Annotated in this window: 15 protein-coding genes; 3 read left to right on the top strand and 12 right to left on the bottom strand. The window is 71.1% G+C overall.

The window, feature by feature from the left end:
- Positions 1–4: 4 nt before the first annotated feature.
- From ACIHCL_RS31630 to ACIHCL_RS31595, 8 genes are all read right to left on the bottom strand, one after another.
- Positions 5–844 carry an inositol monophosphatase family protein gene (locus ACIHCL_RS31630; RefSeq protein ID WP_399867402.1) on the bottom strand — a complete coding sequence of 280 codons (840 nt, stop codon included), beginning with the start codon at positions 842–844 and terminating at the stop codon, positions 5–7.
- A complete protein-coding gene (locus tag ACIHCL_RS31625; protein ID WP_399867400.1) occupies positions 841–1842 on the bottom strand; it encodes an N-acetylglucosamine kinase in 1002 nt (333 codons plus the stop codon). Before ACIHCL_RS31625 ends, ACIHCL_RS31630 begins: the two co-directional genes overlap by 4 nt.
- A complete protein-coding gene (locus tag ACIHCL_RS31620; protein ID WP_399867398.1) occupies positions 1839–2975 on the bottom strand; it encodes a 3-dehydroquinate synthase family protein in 1137 nt (378 codons plus the stop codon). The genes ACIHCL_RS31625 and ACIHCL_RS31620 overlap by 4 nt, the downstream gene beginning before the upstream one ends.
- Entirely contained in the window at positions 2972–4855 is a 1884-nt protein-coding gene (locus ACIHCL_RS31615) for a transketolase-like TK C-terminal-containing protein (RefSeq protein WP_399867397.1), read from the bottom strand. Before ACIHCL_RS31615 ends, ACIHCL_RS31620 begins: the two co-directional genes overlap by 4 nt.
- Positions 4855–6414, bottom strand: coding sequence for an AMP-binding protein (locus ACIHCL_RS31610; protein ID WP_399867395.1), 1560 nt, complete (start codon positions 6412–6414; stop codon positions 4855–4857). Before ACIHCL_RS31610 ends, ACIHCL_RS31615 begins: the two co-directional genes overlap by 1 nt.
- Complete coding sequence (locus ACIHCL_RS31605) at positions 6411–7421, bottom strand: sugar phosphate nucleotidyltransferase (protein ID WP_399867393.1); 1011 nt, start codon at positions 7419–7421, stop codon at positions 6411–6413. The genes ACIHCL_RS31610 and ACIHCL_RS31605 overlap by 4 nt, the downstream gene beginning before the upstream one ends.
- 67 nt (positions 7422–7488) lie before the next feature.
- Positions 7489–9030: a condensation domain-containing protein gene (locus ACIHCL_RS31600; protein ID WP_399867392.1), complete on the bottom strand. Its 1542-nt coding sequence runs from the start codon at positions 9028–9030 to the stop codon at positions 7489–7491.
- Between the two features lie 217 nt (positions 9031–9247).
- The gene (locus ACIHCL_RS31595; RefSeq protein WP_399867390.1) at positions 9248–10561 is read right to left on the bottom strand and encodes a hypothetical protein; all 1314 of its coding nucleotides are present in this window, start codon (positions 10559–10561) and stop codon (positions 9248–9250) included.
- A 367-nt stretch (positions 10562–10928) separates the two neighbouring features.
- Here ACIHCL_RS31595 and ACIHCL_RS31590 point away from each other — a divergent pair, with 367 nt between their 5' ends.
- The 3 genes from ACIHCL_RS31590 to ACIHCL_RS31580 all read left to right on the top strand — a co-directional run bounded on the left by ACIHCL_RS31590 (position 10929) and on the right by ACIHCL_RS31580 (position 14594).
- A complete protein-coding gene (locus ACIHCL_RS31590) occupies positions 10929–12329 on the top strand; it encodes a Twin-arginine translocation pathway signal (RefSeq protein ID WP_399867388.1) in 1401 nt (466 codons plus the stop codon).
- Positions 12330–13518: 1189 nt separating this feature from the next.
- Positions 13519–14376: a helix-turn-helix domain-containing protein gene (locus ACIHCL_RS31585; RefSeq protein ID WP_399867386.1), complete on the top strand. Its 858-nt coding sequence runs from the start codon at positions 13519–13521 to the stop codon at positions 14374–14376.
- Positions 14373–14594: a DUF397 domain-containing protein gene (locus tag ACIHCL_RS31580; RefSeq protein WP_399867384.1), complete on the top strand. Its 222-nt coding sequence runs from the start codon at positions 14373–14375 to the stop codon at positions 14592–14594. The genes ACIHCL_RS31585 and ACIHCL_RS31580 overlap by 4 nt, the downstream gene beginning before the upstream one ends.
- Positions 14595–15278: 684 nt before the next feature.
- Here the strand turns inward: ACIHCL_RS31580 and ACIHCL_RS31575 are convergent.
- The 4 genes from ACIHCL_RS31575 to ACIHCL_RS31560 all read right to left on the bottom strand — a co-directional run bounded on the left by ACIHCL_RS31575 (position 15279) and on the right by ACIHCL_RS31560 (position 17740).
- Entirely contained in the window at positions 15279–15860 is a 582-nt protein-coding gene (locus tag ACIHCL_RS31575) for a class I SAM-dependent methyltransferase (protein ID WP_399867383.1), read from the bottom strand.
- A gap of 347 nt (positions 15861–16207) precedes the next feature.
- Positions 16208–16330 (bottom strand): hypothetical protein, encoded by a 123-nt coding sequence (locus ACIHCL_RS31570; RefSeq protein WP_399867382.1) that lies wholly within the window; start codon positions 16328–16330, stop codon positions 16208–16210.
- Positions 16327–16728 carry a phosphotransferase gene (locus tag ACIHCL_RS31565; RefSeq protein ID WP_399867380.1) on the bottom strand — a complete coding sequence of 134 codons (402 nt, stop codon included), beginning with the start codon at positions 16726–16728 and terminating at the stop codon, positions 16327–16329. Before ACIHCL_RS31565 ends, ACIHCL_RS31570 begins: the two co-directional genes overlap by 4 nt.
- 223 nt (positions 16729–16951) lie before the next feature.
- Entirely contained in the window at positions 16952–17740 is a 789-nt protein-coding gene (locus tag ACIHCL_RS31560; protein WP_399867378.1) for a calcium-binding protein, read from the bottom strand.
- Positions 17741–17933: the final 193 nt, after the last annotated feature.

The raw sequence follows: 17933 nt of genomic DNA, 5'->3' as shown, positions 1-17933 counted from the left end.
CCTTCTACGGGTGGGGAGCGGCCGGTGGGCGCAGCAGCGCCGACAGGTCCGCGTCGGGTGGTTGGAGTGAGGCAAGCCAGCCGTCGAGTCGGGCGGGCCGCGCGCGGGCCAGGTCGCGGCCGGTGGTGTCGTGGACGGTTCCGCCGGCTGCGGCGACGGCGAGGGCGGCGGCCGGGTAGTCCCACGGCGCGGCGCCACCGTCGGGCCGGGGCAGGTAGACGGCGGCCGGTGCGCGGCCGAGGGCGACGTAGGTGATCTTCACGCTGGCGGTGGCGACCGGTTGCGCGGACCAGCCGGTGCCGGACAACCGGTCCTGGACGGTGTCCGCGTGGCCGGGGCTGGTCAGGACGGTGCGGGGTCTGTGGTGGGGCAGCCGGGTCACGTCGCCGGTGAGGTGGAGGAGGCCGGGTGCCGCGCTGACCCGGATGTCGTGGGCGGGCAGGTCGATGACCCCTTGGGCCGGGATGCCGTCGCGGACCAGGCAGATGGCGATCGCGTAGTCGCTGCTGCCGGCGAGGAACGGCGCGGTGCCGTCCAGAGGGTCCACGAGCATGCAGTCGTCCGGCAGTTCGGGGATCTCGGCCAGGCCCTCCTCGGCGATTACCGGGATCCCGGGGAACGCGCGGGAGATCTCGGTGGTGAGGCGGTCTTGCAGGGTGAGGTCGAGATCGGTGACGGGTTCGTGGCCGCCGTGGACGCTGGCCTTGTCCCGTGCGGGGGCCGGGGCCGCGCGGAAGCGGGCGATGTCCTGGCGGCAGGTGCCCAGTGCCGGGCGCAGCGTGCGCTCCAGATACAGGTCTGCGCTGGCCCCCGGCTCGGTGCGGTTCGTGCGCCGCGCGCTCATGACCGGCTCCCCGGGATGGGGTCGGCGTGTACGGGCATGGCCCGGCCCAGGGCGGCGATCGCCGCCGGGTCCCGCCACAGGTCGAGCAGGTGCAGCAGCCCGGGCCCCGGGCCCGCGGCCACCCGGGGAACGACACCGTCCCCGAACTGGGCTCGGGCCCGGTCGAGGAACCGCTCGCGCAGGACGTCGGAGTGGAGCAGGGAACCGGCCAGGACGAGGACGGGCGGAACCGCGCCAGCTATCTCTACGGCTCGGCAGACCGCCTCGGCCCCTTCGGCCAGCTCCCGGGCGGCGTCGTCGAGGAGCCCGGCCGCCACCGGATCGCCGGAGCGGGCCGCGTCAAGCACGAATGGCGCGAACGAGGCAACGTACGGCTTGCGGGCGGGATCGCCGTGCACGGCGTGGAAGAGGGTCTCGCCGAGGAAGGAGTCCGCGCAGGGGTCCGGCGGGCACCATCGGCGGGCGGCGCCAACGAGCGCGGTGGCGGGGCCGCGGCCGTCCAGAGCCCGGACGACGGCCCGCAGCGCGCGGGCCGCCAGGTCGTGACCGCCGCCTTCGTCGGACAGCAGCCACTCCAGCCCGGAGGCCCGTGCCCAGCGGTCGCCGTTGCGGGCGGCGAAGCCGGTGCCCGTGCCACAGATCACCACGCACATCGGGCCGTCGCAGTCGAGCAGCAGCGGCACGATGTCGTTGGTGACCAGCACCGGGACGCGCGGGTGGCCGGCGCTGGCCAGCGCCCGCCGGGTGAGGGCGGCGAACTCGTCGGCACAGGCGCGGGTGGAAGCCGCGCCGTGGGCGGCGACGACTCCCCGCAGTGGTTTGCCGTGGGGGAGTGCGCGGACCAGCCCGGCCAGGGTGTCGTGCGCCTGGTCGTGCCCCACCGAGCGGGGGCTGCTCGAGGGCCCCTCCCGCTCGGTGAGGACGGAGCCGCCGGTGGCCAGGGCGACCCAGGTGCGGCTCCCGCCGCCCTCGATCAGCAGCCAGTGCCGGTCGATCATGGCCGGGCCGCCAGCTCGGACACGGATTTGTCGTAGGCGGCGCGGTCGATGTCGTCGGTCACGGTGCAGTTGCCGGGAGTACGGGGTAGGACGAGGTGGAGCGGTCCGCCGCGGACGCGGCGGACGGTGTCCATCCCCTCCCAGGTGAGTTCCCGCATCGCCTCGGGCAGGGCGGCGGGAAGCCGGTAGGCGTCGAGGAGGCCAAGAATCCGGTCCCGTTCGGCCAGGGCGGCGACGCCGGTCAGGTGGGCGGTCGTGGCCGCGACCGCCATGCCGACGGCGACGGCCTCGCCGTGCAGGACGCGGTAGCCGGTGGCGGCCTCGTAGGGGTGCCCGATGCAGTGCCCCAGGTTCAGCAGCCGCCTCAGGTCGCCCTGCTCGAAGGGGTCGCCGGCCAGGAGGCGGAGCTTGGCGGCGATGGCGGCGCGGACGATCCCGGTCAGCGCCTGACCCGTCGGCAGCCGGTCGGGGTACTGCTCCAGGGCGGTGAACAAGTCGTCCGTGTCGTCGATGAGCGCCACCTTGATGACCTCGGCCAAGCCGTTGCGGATGTGCCGCTCGGGCAGCGTGCCAGTCAGCAGCGGGTCGACGAAGACGGCCGCGGGGTGGTGGAAGGCGCCGAGGAGGTTCTTCGCGCCGTCGTCGTCGAGTCCGCCCTTGCCGCCGATCGCCGCGTCGACCTGGGCGAGAACCGTGGTGGGCAGTAGCGCGTACGGAATGCCTCGCATGTACACGGCGGCGGCGGTCGTGGCCAGGTCGCACACCATGCCGCCACCCACCGCCAGCAGCAGGGTGCGGCGGGAAGCACAGTGGCGGTGCAGGGCGCCGATCAGGGCGCGCAGCCCGTGCGGGGACTTGCTCGCCTCACCGGCCGGGACCGGCACCACCTGGAAGGGCCGGCCCGTGGACAGGACCGCGTTGGTGACGGCGCCGAGGTGGTGCTCGGCGGCGCCGGTGTCGACGGCGATCACCACGTCCGGGCTGTCGAGCCGGTCCAGGACGTCGGTGAGCAGGCTGCTCGGGCGGCTGAGTAGACCATCCTCGATGTGGACGGCGTAGTTGTCGATCCGGTGCGCCCTGACCAGGATCGGGCCCTGGTCGACGAAGGACAGGCCGAGGTGCGAGGAGGTCACGCCAGCTCCTTGAGGATGCGGTCGGTGAGCGCGTCCGTGGTCAGGCCGGCCGCTTCGTACAGGGCGGTCTGCGGCGAGCCGGCGATGCCGTACGTGTCGACGCCGATGGCCATCCCGCCGTCGCCCAGCAGGGAGCCGAGCACGCGGCTGGGAGCGTTGTGGATGCTGACGGCCCGTACCCCGGGCGGCAGGAATTGGGCGCGCTGGTCGGCGTCGAGACGAGCGAAGCGGGTGGTGCTGAAGACCTCCACGACCCGGGCGGTGTAGCTGTGGGCGTGCAGCCGTTCGGCCGTTGCCAGGGCCTGCTCGCGCAGGGCACCGGCGGCGACCAGAACGACGTCGGGGTCGGTGGCCTCGGCCAGGGTCCAGGCTCCGGCGTTGGTCGGGCGGCTGGCGAGTTCGGGCAGGGTGTGGCGGGCGGTTACGGCCTCGTGGGGCAGGCGCAGGTAGGCGGGGCGGTTGGAGGCGAGCGCTTCGACGGCGAGCAGCTTGGCGGTGTTGATGTCGGCGGCCTCGAACATCTCCAGCCCGGGGATGGCGCCGAGCGCCATCAGGCAGCCGTCGGACTGCACCATCGGCCCGAGTAGGTCACCGAGGCCGCCGGAGGTGCCCACCAGCAGGACGGGCAGCTGGGGGTAGGCGATCGACTGGCGGATCTGGTCCAGCATCCGCCAGTAGAAGCCCTCCATGGAGCAAAGCACCGGCCACAGGCCGGCGCTCGCGGCGCCGGCGGCCAGGGAGGCCGCGTCCTGCTCGGCGATCGCGCACTGCAGCACGTCCGCGCTGGGGGTGTCCCAGTGCCACGAGCCGGTCTTGTCCATCCGGGGCAGGAGACCGGAGTTGCGGATCGCGTCGGGCGCCATCCACAGCATGGGCAGCCCCGCGAGCTCCTGGGCGAGGTCCCCGCCCAGCGCCTTCTTCGCGACGACCTCGGCGCCCTTAGGGTGCCCGGCGATCCCGGAAAGGAGTTTGGCGCGGGAGGGGCGTACCGCGGGGGCGGCGGCCCGGCGGCCGCCGACCGATGTACGGGCCTGCACGGCGTGGGAGTGGTGACGGTCGACGACGGCCAGGGCCGCGTCGATCAGGGCGCCGGTGTCCCAGTCGGGCAGGTGCCGCTCCTCGACCTCGGCCGACAGCGAGTTGGACCCCTCGACCTCGGCATCCAGGCCCCGTCCCTTGACGGTGTCGAGGATGATCGCGGTCGGCCGGTCGGTCTCGGTGAGCAGCTCGCGGGTGATGGCGCCGATGTCGTGTCCGTCGACGTCCACCGCGCGCCAGCCGGACGCGTTGAACTTCTGCGCCCACTGCGTGCGGTCGAGCTTGATCACGCTGCCGGAACCGTTCGCATCGACGAGCGCCACCAGGTTCCGCAGGCCCAGGCGGGAGGCGGTCTGTGCGGCTTCCCACACCTGGCCCTCGGTGCACTCGCCGTCCCCGAGGACGACGAAGGTCCGGGTGCTGAGGCCGTCACGCCGGTCGGCGAGCGCGCGCCCGGCCCCGAAGGACAGGCCCTGGCCGAGGGAGCCGGTGCTCATCTCCACACCCGGCACGCTGCCGCGTACGGGCATGCGGGGCACCGGGTGGCCGACCTGCCCGAAGCCGACCGCGTCCTGCCACGTCATCCCGGGCATCGCGCCGAGCATCCACAACGCGGCGTACCAGCCGGCGGCAGCGTGGCCCTTGGAGTAGATCAGCCGGTCGCCGCCCGTGCCCGGCTCGGCGAAGGTGGTGGCGCCGGAGAAGTACAGGGCGGTGATCGCCTCCGTCATGGAAGAGGCTCCGCCCGGGTGCTTGTTGGCGGCGAAGACGAAGGCGCGCAGGCCCTGCGCGATGGTCGGCAGGTCCTTCGGGGCCAGCTGGCGCCGGAAACAGGTACGCATCAGAGGGTGTCCTTCAAATGGGAGGCCGCGGGCCGGATGCCGTGCGGCTCGGAGGGTGTGGGAGTGGTAAGGCGGTGGCGGTCGAGCTTGCCGCTGGCCAAGGTGCGCGGCAGCGCGTCCACGACCAGCAGCCGGGAGGGAACGGCCGCCGCCGGAAGGCGGTCGAGAAGGGCCGCGCGCAGGCCGGCCGGAATCCGGTCATGACCGGCGCAGAGCAGCAGGTGCGCGGTCAGGCGCGGCGGTGAGCCGTCGACGCCGGGTTCGGTGGTGACGGCGGCCTGGTCGATACCGGGCTGGGCTTCGAGGGCCGCTTCCACGCCGTGGAGGTGGAACCGCACTCCGTGGATCTTGACCTGGTCGTCGGTGCGACCGTGGAAGTGGAGAAGCCCGTCCTCGTCGATGCTGCCGAGATCGCCGGTGCGGTAGGTGACCTCGCCGCCGGGGCCGCCGAAGGTGAACTTGGCGGCGGTGAGGGCGTCGTCGCCGAGGTAGCCGCTGGTGCCGTAGGCGGTGCGGATGACGATCTCGCCGACCGTGCCCGCAGGGGCGTGGACGTCCGACGGGTCCTCGATCCACGCCTCGCTGCCGGGGATCGGGCGGCCCAGCGGCTGGATTCCGGGCACCGGCATGGTGACCGGGTGCCAGCAGCGGATGAGGGTGGTCTCGGTCGGCCCGTACTGGTTGACGATGACGCCCTGGTAGTCGAGTTGGGTCCGCCACCGGGTGATGAGCGTGTCGGTGAGCGGCTCGCCGCTGAACAACACTGCCCTCAGCTGCGGCAGGTGCACCCCGGTGGGGGCGAAGCGCAGCCAGGCGCGGGCGACGGTCGGGACCGTGTGCACCAGGGTGACACCGGATTCGGCGAGCCACGGCAGGACCGCGCCCGGGGACACGGGCCCCGGCGGCGGCAGGCACAGCCGGGCCCCGGATGTCAGCGGGAGAAACACCTCCCGCAGGGACACGTCGAACCCGGGCCCGGACAGGTGCGCGATCCGGTCGGCCGGTGTGACACCCAGGGCGGAGCGGAGCCACGTCAGGAACGCGGCGAGGCTCCGGTGCCGGCCCAGGATCGCTTTCGGTACACCGGTGCTGCCCGAGGTGAAGAACACATACCCCGCCCCCACGGGCCCCGGGTCTGCTGCCGGGCCGACCCTGCGAAGAAAGACCCGCGGCTGCCCGCAGACCCGCAGCACCGGAACACCGGGGTGTGCGGGGGCGTCGATGTTTCCGGCAAGCAGGTCCACACGGGCCCCGGCCCGGGTGAGCATGCCGCTGCGGGCGGCCGGGGGGAGCGCGGGATCGAGGGGGAGCAGGACACCTCGATGCAGCAGCACCGCCACCCACGCGGCTGCCAGGGCCAAGCTCCGGTGCGCGGTGACCGCGACGACCTGCCCCGGGCGCACACCGGCCGCCTGAAGCTCGGCGGCGACGCCGCCCACAGCCTGCCCCAACTCCCGGTACGTCCACCGGCGCTCCCCTTGAGAGACAGCGATGGCGTCCGGCGTCCGGGCACACCAGCCCAGGACCTGCGCGGCGACAGACGGCTCCCGGCCGGTCATCGCCGCGCCGCCAGCCGCAGCAGCACCTCGCGTGTCCGGACCGGGTCGCCGACGACCTCGCCGACGACCCGGGTCCCCGCAGCGACGTGGGCGCCCGGCAGCACCAGAGCGCTCTCCACATGGGCCCCGGCGCCGACCACGGCGTGCGGGCCGATCACGGCCGGGCCCCTCAGGCGCACGTCTGCGGCGATACGGGCCCCTTCGCCGATCAGGACCTGCCCGGCAACGTGGGCGCTCGGGTCGATCTCGGCTCCGGCACCAGGCGACGTCGGCACGGCCGCCGGTGCCCTCCCGGCGGCGGCCTCCAGGTTGCCGGTCAGAAGCTTGGCCGGCGTGCCGATGTCTCGGAGATAGATCTCGCCCGCGTCGAACAGACCCAGCGGCACCCCGGGCGCCGGCAAGCCGGGCAGGGTCTGGCTGGAGAAGTCGGTGAAGCCGTGCTCGGGTATCCGGTTGAGCACGTCCGGCTCGACCACCCACGCTCCGGTCGACCCCAGCAGCCGGCCGGAGGAGGGGGCCGGCTTGAAGTGGTACCCGGCAGCCGTGCCCGGCCGCGCCCGGTCGGGCACGAGCACGTCACCGGCCCACAGGGCCCCGTCCCGCGAGACGGCGGCAACGGTCACCGCCGCCCCCACCGAGCGGTGATGGCCGATGAGGCGAGTGAGGTCGGCCGAGGAGACGATGTCGGCGGGCACCACGAGCACCGGCTCGCCGGCGAAGAACGCGGCCTGCTGGCGTAGGCATCCGCCGGTACCCGCCGCGGCCGCCTCGGGCAGCCACCGCACCGGCGCACCGGCGGGTGTGCCGGAGCCGGTGATCCGCTGGTACAGCGTCAGGTCGGCGACGGGGACGATCACCCCGGTCTCCTCGATGCCTGCGCGGTCCAGGTGCTCCAGGACATGGACGAGGACCGGGCGGTTCGCCACCGGCGCCAACGGCTTGGGCAGTGTGGGTGTGAGCGGCCTCAGGCGGGACCCTTGCCCGCCGGCCAGCACGAGAGCCTTCAATGGTTGTCCTTCCCCTGGACCGCGCACAGGCGGCAGGTGGGGTCCGCCTTCTCGCGGACCGGCGGAATTACGGGTGACGCAAGGCCACGGGCTGACCGGGATCCGCGGCGAACATGTGCAGGGTCTGACCGAAGGTGCCGATCAGAGCGGCCACCGCGTCGCGGTCGACCACATCGGTGCGGTAGGTCACCGCTCCGGCCAGCGCACCACCCGCGGTCCGAGTCAGTCCCACGCTCACGTGGCGTCGCGCACTGGCCGCCCCGGCCACCGGAACGGCGCGCAGCTGCCTGCCGCCCAGGGCCGGCAGACGCGCGAGCCCGGGAACGGTGTTCAGCGAGAACTTGACGTTCGCCATGTCCGGGCGGCCCAGGTCGAAGAGCGTCTTCTCCAGGTGGAGTTCACGGTGATCGTCCACCGCCCGCCAGGAGTCCCTGACCTGGTCGACCACGTCCGCCACGGTCCCCGCCGCCACACAGGCCCGGGTGAACCGGCCGTTGACGAAGAAGCCCACGACGTCCTCAACGCCCGGGACGGTGCGGCTTGCCGTGGCACTGGCGATCAGAACATCGTCCGTGCTGGCCCACTGGCCGACAGCGAGGTGGAACAGGCCGAGCAGCACCTCGAACAACGACGCCCCCATACTTCTGGCCCGCTCTTCCAGCCCGCTGACCAGCCCGCCCGGAACCTGAACGGGCAGCCGCGCGGCAGGGCCCGCCGGACCGGCCGGACACGGTGCTCCCGGCAGGCGAACCCCGGCAGCAGGAAAGCCCTCCGCCCGCCCCCGCCAGAAATCCAGGTGTCGGCCGAACTCCTGTCCGGTGAGGTGGGTGCGCTGCCAGCGGGCGTAGTCGCCGTACGCCAGCTCCGGCGCGCCCCCGGCGTCCGGGTTCTCGTACAGCGCGGCCAGATCGGCGAGCAGCAGCGCCCAGGACCAGGGATCCATCACCAACTGGTGAGCCGCGAGCACGAGCTGCCGCTCACCCGCGGCCTGGACCAGCCCGAAACGCAGCAGGGGCCCGTCGAGCGGTATCGCGTCGGATGCCCACCGGTCCGTCGCCTCGCTGACCTCCCCGCTCAGCGCGACCAGTTCCAGGGGCAGCGGAACCGCGCACACGTCCTGCGCCGGACCGTTGGCGGTGCGGACAAGCCGGGTGACGAGAGCCGGATGCCTCTGCGGCATCCGCTCCCACGCGGCGCGCAGGCGCCCCGAGTCCACCGACGACTCCAGCGCGACCGCGTACGCCACCTGGTACTGGTGGCCCCCGCCGATGTGCCCGATGACGGACAGCAGCCCCTCCTGCTGGAAGGACACCGGATGCCGGCCATGGCGCTCCAGGGCCACCGGGGCACCGGTCCCGGCGGCCGGGGCCCGCAGCAGAGCGCGGGCCGCGTCCGCGAGCCGCGGGTAACGGTACAGCCACCCGTCCGGGACCACCCGGCCGGTCGCTTGGGCGACGGCACTGGCGACGGCGAGTGCGGTGAGCGAATCGCCGCCGAGCTCGAAGAAGTCATCGTTCATGGAGACCGGGTGGTCAAGGGCCGAGGCCCAGACGCCGCGCACTACCTCGGTGACATCGTCCTCGCCGGACGGCGGTATCGGTGGCGTCATCAGGGCTTCCTCTCTTCGTCCGGCGCTGCCGTGCGCATGCCCAGAGGCAGGGGTCCAGCGCGGCAACGCGGCAGTGCCGGGAGTTCCTCACGGCCCGTCGAATCTGATGGCTCGGGCCGTTGCGCCACCAGGGGCGCGGGCGTTGCGGTTGAACCGCAACGCCCGCCCGGGCCTTCGCCCTTCCCCGCTCTCGTCTCCGCAGGGGTGGCCGCGCGAGCTACTGCGCCGCCAGGTTGTCCAGAGCCTTCTGCAGGTCGGGCAGGCCGTCAGCTGCCGGATACCTCAGCGAGAGCCGGTAGTGGACGTGCCGGGCCCGGCTCTGTACCGACTGGACGATCCGGCCTTCGGTAAGTGCGGCCATCGTCATACTGATGGCGGTCTCAGGGTCGCCGAGCGACGCGCAGGCCAGGGCGAGATCAAGCCGGGCGATAGCCAGCCTCGTCGGTGCCCCCAAGCTCAGCGGCATCCCCTGGTATCGCTCGATCGCTTCGAGGGCCGAGTCCCGGGCCGCCTCGTGCCGCCCGAGCCACACCAGAGACGACGCCGCGTAGGACGTGACCACCGCGGCGTCCAGGCTGAAGAGCCCTGCCTTGTGAAGCGGCAGCCTCTCGCTGTCCTGCCGCACGCGCCGCATGACTTCCTCGAACTGCACCTCTTGCCCCATTTTGGCATATACGCGGGCGAGTTGAGTCCTGAGCCGCAGGGCGACCCTGCTTCCCTGCGGTGCGACGGCGAGCCCGCGAGTCGCCGCAGCCAGCGCGTCGAGCTCGCGTCCGTCGTAGAGAGCGTCGGTGCAGCGGACGTCCTCCGCCCAGGCGCCGATCTCCAGGGCGCCGGCCTGCTTCCCCTGCTCCCACGCATCGCTGCAATACGCGTCGACGAACTCGCCCTCGCCCAGGTCGTGGGCAATCCACGCGAGGACAACGGAGAGCATCCCGGCGTGATGAGACAGATCCCGGCCTTCGCGCAGGGTGTGGCGTCTTTGGGTCAGGAGCACCGCGGCACGGGCCCGGACCGAAGCGGCCTGCTCCCACAAGTCCCTTGGGGAGTGAGCAGAGTAGGTCCCCGACAACTGGGCCACATACAGCTCGAGATCCTCCACATCTCCCAGCTGAAGGTCGCTGGCCCGTGCGGACCGGGTGTAGGACCGCACCACATCGGGAGTGATCCCGCTTCCGGAAACAGGGCGGGTCGAACGGAAGCCCAGTTCTTCAGGGGCCAGGGGGTGACCGAGCCCGAAGTATGAAGTGAACAGCTCCGCGAGGAGGTCGGGCACCGGCGCCTTGGGCTGCTCACCATCCAGCACCCAGTGCGCCACTCGGCCCCGGTCCGTGGCGAGGTTGTAACCCCTCTGACCGGCCATCTCGTTCAGATCCCGGGCGATCTGTCCGTACGAGCGTCCGGACCGCGCGGCGGCTTGCTGCAGCTGCGGATTCGACTGCTTCGCAGGCCGCCGCCGGCCCTGGCGGGGCGCCAATGGCGCCCCGCCGGTGGAAACCTGCAAGGGTACGGAGGCAGTGTCATCAGCCATGATCGTCTCCGGCGAATGAAGCAGGAACTGCGGAGCAGCTCCTGCGCGGCGGTCGTCGTGTCAGCCAAAGGCGGGACAGCGACAGGATGAAGCCCCGGCGAAGCGGAACCGGCTCTTGCCAGTGACAGGGCACGGGCCCCGGCAGATCGAACGCCCCCACGTCAATCCAGGGCGCGTGAAACCAACCGGGAGGCGGCCCCTGCGGTGCAGGTCTCGTATCACGATGCACCCGCAACCAGTCAGACGTCATTGACGGTCTTCTGCGGAAACATTGACCAGTCTGTGCAATGTCCACCGTGCGGCCCCACCGGCGAGGATGGGCCAAGGACGCCAAGGACTGGGCGGAAACAGGGGAAGGCGGGCAGCGGTGAGAGTCACCCGAGGCCGGCGTGCGGAGATCCAGCGGGAGGCATCCCGGATCCGTGCCCAGTGCCAGAGGAACGGTCACACCCAGGAACGGATCGTCACCACCCTCCGGTCGGTGCTGCCGGAACTCACGGCGCTGGAAGCATGGCGCCTGGCCCTCGGGTGGTCGCGGCCCCAGGCGGTCCGCGAGGTCGCCGCCGTCTACCAGGCGGACGGCCTGCTGCCGCCGGGCCTGACGCAGGCCCTGCTGTGCCGGTACGAGCACGAGCAGGCAGAGCCCGGCACCGAGTACCGCATCATGATCTCCCGGGCCTACGGGGCCCGCCCCGAGCAGCTCGGCCTGGAGACGCGCGGCCTGTGGTGCAGTACGTGCGCCGCCCCGCCGCCGCTCCACTACGGTCAGCGGCAGCACGAGGAACCGAGCACCGGCCGAGAGGAAGCCATGACGACCGCGAGCGGGCTGCCCGCCATCCGAGAATCCGTGCAGTGGGGCGTCCTGGACGCGCCCAAGGGCTCCGCCTCCCTCGTGACCGTGGCCGAGGCGGCCGTGGAGCACTACGCGCTCAACTACAGCAAGCACGCGCCGGCGATCCTTCACGAGGAAGTCCGCGCGACCCGCAGCCTGCTGTCGGCCGTGGTGGCCGCCGCCGACCAGAAGACCGCCCGGGGCCTTCGCCGACAGGTCGGCTGGCTCTCGGCGCTTCTCGGGAACCTGGCCTACCACCTGGACGACCGCGCCGGGGCACGGGCCCACCTGACCCTGGCAGGGGCCTTCGGTGAATCCACCGGCGATGGGCCCCTCACCGCATGGTCCAGTGGAGCCCTGGCCATGGTCGCTACCACCCGCTGCGACTGGGATCACGCCCGCGAACACGCCGAATACGGCCTCCAGCACGCCCCCGCCGGATTGCGCAGGGCCCAACTCCTGGGCTGGGCCCTGCTGCCCGCCCTTGCCGCACTGGGCGACATCTCCCGCGCCGACGATGCCATCGGTGAGAGCGACGAGCTCATGAAGTCCGCCACCGAGATCCCAGGCCGCTTCGGATACGACCGGGCCGAGCACCGCCTCCACGTCGCCGAAGCCCACCTGACCCTGCAGCGCTACGACCGGGCCGCCGATGTCGCCCACACGTCCATCGCGGCAGCCCCCGAACACACCCCGGGATGGGTGGCCGCCACCCTCGTCCTCGCCCTCGCCGAAGCCCGCGACGCCCCCGATCAGGCGGTCGGACGCGCACTGGGTGTCCTCGACCTCATCCCGCCCGCACGGCTCAGGGCCACGGCCCGCACCCGCCTCACCCGCCTTGAACGGGTGCTCGGTGCGGACGGTCCGGGCATCGAACTGGCCGAGCGCCTGCGCAGCCTCCCCCCGCCCGTCCGCCTTGACGGGACAGCTGCATAGCGTCCCTGCACAGCGGGCACCCCGAAGCAGGGAGGTTCGGGATGCCGCCGAGCGGGCCGGAGCGGGCGTGCCATGGCAGTACGGCCCAGGGAGGGACGTCTGGCAGAGCATCCGGATCATGCGAGTCCTTGCCTCACCGTCCCGATGGCGGCCAGCATCCGCGTACTTGCTGGAGTGGACACACTGATCATCAGGCGCTCCTCAGTTCGAAGGGGGAAGCGAGTTCTTGCGGGCTTGCCGCTCGGGGCGGTTCGGCCTGCCAGGACGCGAAGAGAATGGGCTGGTAACCGGCGACCGCCCGTTGTCTGCGGGGAGGGAAGGACTTGGGTGGCCACCGGCGTCTAGAGGGTGGGAGTGGCTCGCGGGCCGCAGCGGCAGGCCCGGTCTTGGGAGCCGCGCGCAGCATCCGCGAAGCGGGCCGATGTCCCCCGCACGCCGCGGGTGCGAGGGCCCCGGCCGGGTGATTCACGGCGACCGGCTAGTCAGGCACCGTGGCGGGCGCAGGAGCGGGGGCAGCGTGTGTGGAGGCGATCTCGCCGAGGCCGCACCACGCCACGAGGGCCACGCCGATAACGTTCCCAGCGAGAATGGCCGCGCCGGAGAACGTGCCGTCGGGGCTTCGGCGCGCGTGCCGGGCTCGTCCGGGGGTACGGGGAGCGCAGGTCAGGCCGCGCAGATCGTGCAACCTCGTAGTGCCGCCCGCCGGGGAGACCACGTGGTCGGGGCGGGGTGTGCTGACAGGGGTGGTGCTCTGACTCGTCAGAGGTGTCGAACGGGCTGAGGTCGAAGCTAAGTCCACGGGGGAGTCCTTCGAGGTGGCGCGGGACGTGAATGGCGACCGGCCCGGCGCGCGGCGGTCGATTGCGAAACGAGCAGGGAACCCGGCTCACGACAGCCGGCTCATGCCGGCAGTGCGGACGCCGTGCTGAATGAACACGGCGAACTGGCAGTAGTTCCAACGGAGTTACTGATGGAGCGCCGGGCGGCCCAGACCTTCCAGAACGCACGATCGGGAGCCGGGGAACGCCCCGCTCCCGGCGAGCGGTGCACCCGCCTGGCGACTTCGATGATGGACCGCCACCTAGCCCATGGGCAACCTTCCCACAGGAAAGGCTTTCCCGCGGGCTAGGTTGGCATATTCTCAACTTCCCTTCGGGCACTACGCTTTCCCCGTACCGAGGAGGTGGTCATGGCAGTCGATCCGACCCCGCGCCGCCGGCGGCTGGGCGCCGAGCTGCGACGTATCCGAGAGGAGCTGGGGTGGACTCAGGACGAGGCGGCCCAGCGCCTGGGCTACAAGTCCCTCGCCACGGTCAGCAAGATCGAGGGCGGAACCCAGCGTGTCACTGTGCAGCAACTGCCGCACGTCCTGGAGGTGTACCAGGTTCGCGACGAGGGTCTGCGCAGGCGCCTGAGGGAACTCGTGCAGCGAGCCGGAGAGCCGGACTGGTGGCAGCGATACGAGGGAGTCGTGGATGATCCACTCGGCGACTACCTCTCCCAGGTCGAAATGGCCAGCGGCCTCTTCGTCTGGAACCCCAACGCAGTCCACGGCCTTCTGCAAACGCGTGACTACGCGCATGCGGTCACGGAAGGCAGTCGGGTGTGGAAGCGGTTGCAGGATATCGATCACTTCGTCGAACTGCGGATGGAACACCAGAAGAGCATGGGTGACAGGGAGCCGCCCCTGAAGATGTGGGCCGTTCTCTCCGAAGGGCTACTTCGTCAGGAAGTCGGCGGACGCGAGGTGATGCGCAAACAGGTGCAGCACCTCATTGCTCTGGCGACCAAAAGCCCCAACGTCACCATCCAGGTCCTTCCATACAAGGCTGGAGCCCACGCAGGCATGGACGGCCCTTTCATCCATATGACGTTCCCCGCCGGCCCCGATGTCATCGTCATCGAATCCATGAGGGCGTCTCTCCACATGAATCAGCCGGACAACGTGGAGCTGTACCGCACCGCTGCCGACCTGCTGAAATCAGAGGCCTTGTCACACAACGCCTCCGTCCCCCTCCTCGAATCTATCGCCAAGGATCTCGAATGAACCCGATGACTAACCCGTCCCTGCAGATGCGGGAAAAACTCGACAACGCTGAATGGAGGAAGAGCAGTTACAGCAGCGGAGGAACCAACTGCGTCGAGGTGGCCGTCCTCGACGGGGGTGCGATTGCCGTACGCGACTCGAAACGCCCGAACGGCCCCTCCCTGATTCTCTCAGCAGCCCAGTATGGAGTATGGGTTGAGGGAATTAAGAGGGCGTAGGCAGCCTTCCGTCACCGGAAGCGCCCGCAAGCAGCTCACCCGGTGGCACCTCCCGGCCAGGGCGGCAAGCACCTCTACGGCGCCGACCAGGTCGAGGCCTTGCGCGCCGGACAGCCCTGCAGCGGGCGGCGCAACGCCGCCGAGAGGACGGGATATTCGCGGCAAACCCACAGTCGAACTCACCGGCGGGGTAAGGCAATTCGCCGATCCCTACCGATGTGGGGGCCTGGTTTGCAGTCGTTTGCACGTTTGTTCCTCCGAGCTCGGGGGTTTGGGTCCTCTGCGCCGGGGCCCAAATCGTGCGCCGCCAGGGCTATCGGAGCTGGAACTCCGACGGCAGTGAGCTGCTTGTTTACGAGGTGTTTAAGCACCTGGTAGAGGGCCCCCAACGGAGAGCTGGGGGCCCTTTACGCTTCTGCTGCCTCGACTGGTTGGGCTCAGGCTGCCTACCTCGGGCATCAAACCGGGTAGCGCCCGGGGCCCCTCTCCTGCTGGGGAGCGAAGATAGAGGTCGGTGTTCGCCGGGACAGGGTTGAGAAGGGATGCTGTGCAGCGGCGAAGCCCAGCATCCCTGGCCTTCCGGTCTGCAGGATGCTGTGCCCGCCGCCGAGAGGGGTTCCAGATGTCGACGGTGTCCTTCTCGGTGGTCACCGAGTCCTCCATCGGTAAAGGGGTGAGTGGGGGTCAGGGGCGCAGGGCGTAGCAGCGGAGCACGTCAAGGTCGTCGGCGGCCTGGACAGCGGACCAGCCGGAGGTGAGGGTTTCGGTCTCGGCGGGGCTGATCCCGAGACCGTGGCGGGGGTCGGTTGCCTCGCGGCGTCCGGCGATCTCGGTGACCAGCCAGAACGTCCCGCCGGGGACAAGGAGGTCGCGGACGCGGCTGAGGAAGGCCGCCTTGTCGTCCAACCACCGGTAGACCAGGCGGCAGGTGATGACCGCGTACGCGGGCTCCGGCAGTGCCGTGAGGTCGTTGGTGGTGATGTCGCCGCACCGCCACGCCGGACCGGGGGCGGGGCCTTCGTCGTGGGTGGCGGCGAGTGCGACGGCGCTGGGGGAGATGTCGATGCCGGTGGTGCGGTATCCGAGCTCGTGGTGAAAGTGGCGGGCCAGGGTGCCGTCGCCGCAGCCGAGGTCGAGGGCGGGGCGGCCGCGGCCGGGGCCGAGGTGCTCGTTCATCAGCCGGGTTTCGGGGCCGTCGAGTCGCCGGTAGCGACGACCTCCTGCCCAGAGCGGTTCCCAGTACGCGGCGGTCGAGGTCGTCGTCATGAGGCTCCTTCACGGGCGGGCGGCACGGCGGTGCGCGCGGGCGGGACGGGCATGTCCCGCAGGGCGCGGACAGGGGAGGCGAGCAGAAGGATCACGGGGACGATCTGGAGGACCGCTCCGACGGTGAGGGTGCCGCGGACGCCGAGGACCGAGCCTCGAGTTCGCGCGCTGCAGCAGGTGAGGTTCGACGAGGACGGGCAGGTAGCTGATGGCGGCCGCGTCGTGCACGATCTTGGTGATTCCCAGGACGACGGCGACCGCGTACAGATGGCCGATGCCGAACACCCCGGCGAAGGCGGCGGCCGGGATGGTCGCGAGGCCCGCGGCAGCGGTGAGGTCCGCGGCGATCATCTGGGGGCGCCGGGGGAGTGCCAGGACTTCGCCTGGTGTCGGACGGTCAGGACCCGGCCGTCGGCGGGACGCTGAAGCAGGACCATGAAGTTCCCGATGCTCCGGTGTACGGCGCTCACGGCTGGTCCTCCCTCATGAGCCGGTCCAGGGTCCGCCGGCCCCGGGCGGTGACCTCGGCGTCGCCGTTGTCCGGGCCCCACGCCAGGCAGTTGACCGCGTCCAGGGCGGTCAGGCAGCGCAGGGCGTGCCGCTCGGCGTCGGACAGCTCCCTCCCGTAGGACCGGAGGAACGCCGTCTCGCGGTCCGGATGGTCGGCCCACTGGGTGGTCGCGAGGATGACGAAGTCCTGGACGCGGGCGGCCGGCCGGGACCGTTCGAAGTCGACGAGGGCCAGCCTCTGCGACCACAGCCAGTTCCTCGGCTGATTGTCGCCATGGATATAGCCGACGGGCACCGGGCCGACGCGCGCCGTCGCGGCGACGGCCGGTGCGGGCGGGACCGGAGGCGCCGTGGTCACGAGCGACCCGACGCCCCCGCCCGGCGCATCTTCTTTTCGGATTGCTGCGGTGCGGCTGGCAGTCTCGGGGGGCGAGATCGTCGATCAACTTGGAGAGCGCGAAGGGATGCAGCGGCTGACCGGCTGCCGGCCGGGACGCAGCCAGGGCTCAAGAAGGCCCGGACCGAAGAGTCTCCGGCCTGGGCCTTCCGCGCTTGCTGGCGGTAGATGACCCTTCCGAGGGTTACTTCACGTCGACGTAGTCTGCCGTGGAGGCGACCGCCGGGGTGGTGGACGTGCCTGCGAAGGAGTAACGGAAGTGGCCGTCCGCCGTGGCCTTCGTCGTCGTCCTCAGGTTGCCCTTGCTGTCCGTCGTGACGGTCTTGAGGGTCTTGTAGGTGCTGGTGCCCTTCTTCTTGAACTGGAGCTTGACCGGCTGCTTGGTGTAGCCCCCGTACTTGTAGGTCTCCCAGTTGGCGCGGGTCAGGGTGCCCGTGACGGTGATCGTCTTGTTCTTCTTCACCGGTTCCGGCGAGGCGTTGACCGTCAGCCTGGAGTTGCGTAGGACCTTCGCCTTGGCGGCGGAATCCTTGGTGATGTAGTCACCGTCGTTGGCCAGGGCGTGGGCTCTCACGGTCCAGGTCCCGGCCGTGGTGTTGTCCTGGGGGTGGATGCGCGGATTGATTTTCAGGGTGTGGGTGCAGGTGGTCGTGGTGAAGCTCTGGCGCACGCACGTGCCCGCGATGTTGCCGGGCATCACGAGACCGTAGTAGTCGCCGTTTCGGAGGGGCGTGTGCCACATGACCGGGAAGGTACTTCCGACCTTGATGCCCGAGTCGTCCGTGGCGGTCACCGCGATGGTGAACGTCTTCACGTCCTTGGTCCCCAGGACGATGTCCTTCCCTCCGTTGACGACCACCTTCGTGATCTTGATGTCGCCCGAGAAGTCATCCGCCTGGGCCGCCGCCGGAATCGTGAGCGCGGACAGGGCGAGGGCCCCGGCGAAGCCTGCCACGGTGGTGCGGTGATGCATGAAGGCGTTTCCCCCATGTTCCAGCGCCTCAGGAACGTCCCGAGGCGGAGCTGACAATGCCCACCCAGTACGCGGGTGGCACGAATACGACTGTCAGGTCGCAGGAATGGTTGCCCATCGATCACACGATTGCCAGGACGAGCCCGGGGCTCACGCCATCTTCCGGCCTCTGTCTGACCATCGGAACGAAGAC

The organism is Streptomyces sp. NPDC052042, assembly GCF_044548345.1.
Taxonomy (GTDB): domain Bacteria; phylum Actinomycetota; class Actinomycetes; order Streptomycetales; family Streptomycetaceae; genus Streptomyces.
The sequence above is the reverse complement of the archived record's forward strand: the minus strand, read 5'-3'. Positions and strand labels throughout refer to the sequence as shown.

Coding starts and splice junctions, on each gene's coding strand:
- ACIHCL_RS31615 (WP_399867397.1), bottom strand. CDS start 4,855: ATGCGTACCTGTTTCCGGCGCCAGCTGGCCCCGAAGGACCTGCCGACC.
- ACIHCL_RS31595 (WP_399867390.1), bottom strand. CDS start 10,561: ATGGCTGATGACACTGCCTCCGTACCCTTGCAGGTTTCCACCGGCGGG.
- ACIHCL_RS31630 (WP_399867402.1), bottom strand. CDS start 844: ATGAGCGCGCGGCGCACGAACCGCACCGAGCCGGGGGCCAGCGCAGAC.
- ACIHCL_RS31610 (WP_399867395.1), bottom strand. CDS start 6,414: ATGACCGGCCGGGAGCCGTCTGTCGCCGCGCAGGTCCTGGGCTGGTGT.
- ACIHCL_RS31580 (WP_399867384.1), top strand. CDS start 14,373: ATGAACCCGATGACTAACCCGTCCCTGCAGATGCGGGAAAAACTCGAC.
- ACIHCL_RS31600 (WP_399867392.1), bottom strand. CDS start 9,030: ATGACGCCACCGATACCGCCGTCCGGCGAGGACGATGTCACCGAGGTA.
- ACIHCL_RS31560 (WP_399867378.1), bottom strand. CDS start 17,740: ATGCATCACCGCACCACCGTGGCAGGCTTCGCCGGGGCCCTCGCCCTG.
- ACIHCL_RS31625 (WP_399867400.1), bottom strand. CDS start 1,842: ATGATCGACCGGCACTGGCTGCTGATCGAGGGCGGCGGGAGCCGCACC.
- ACIHCL_RS31585 (WP_399867386.1), top strand. CDS start 13,519: ATGGCAGTCGATCCGACCCCGCGCCGCCGGCGGCTGGGCGCCGAGCTG.
- ACIHCL_RS31575 (WP_399867383.1), bottom strand. CDS start 15,860: ATGACGACGACCTCGACCGCCGCGTACTGGGAACCGCTCTGGGCAGGA.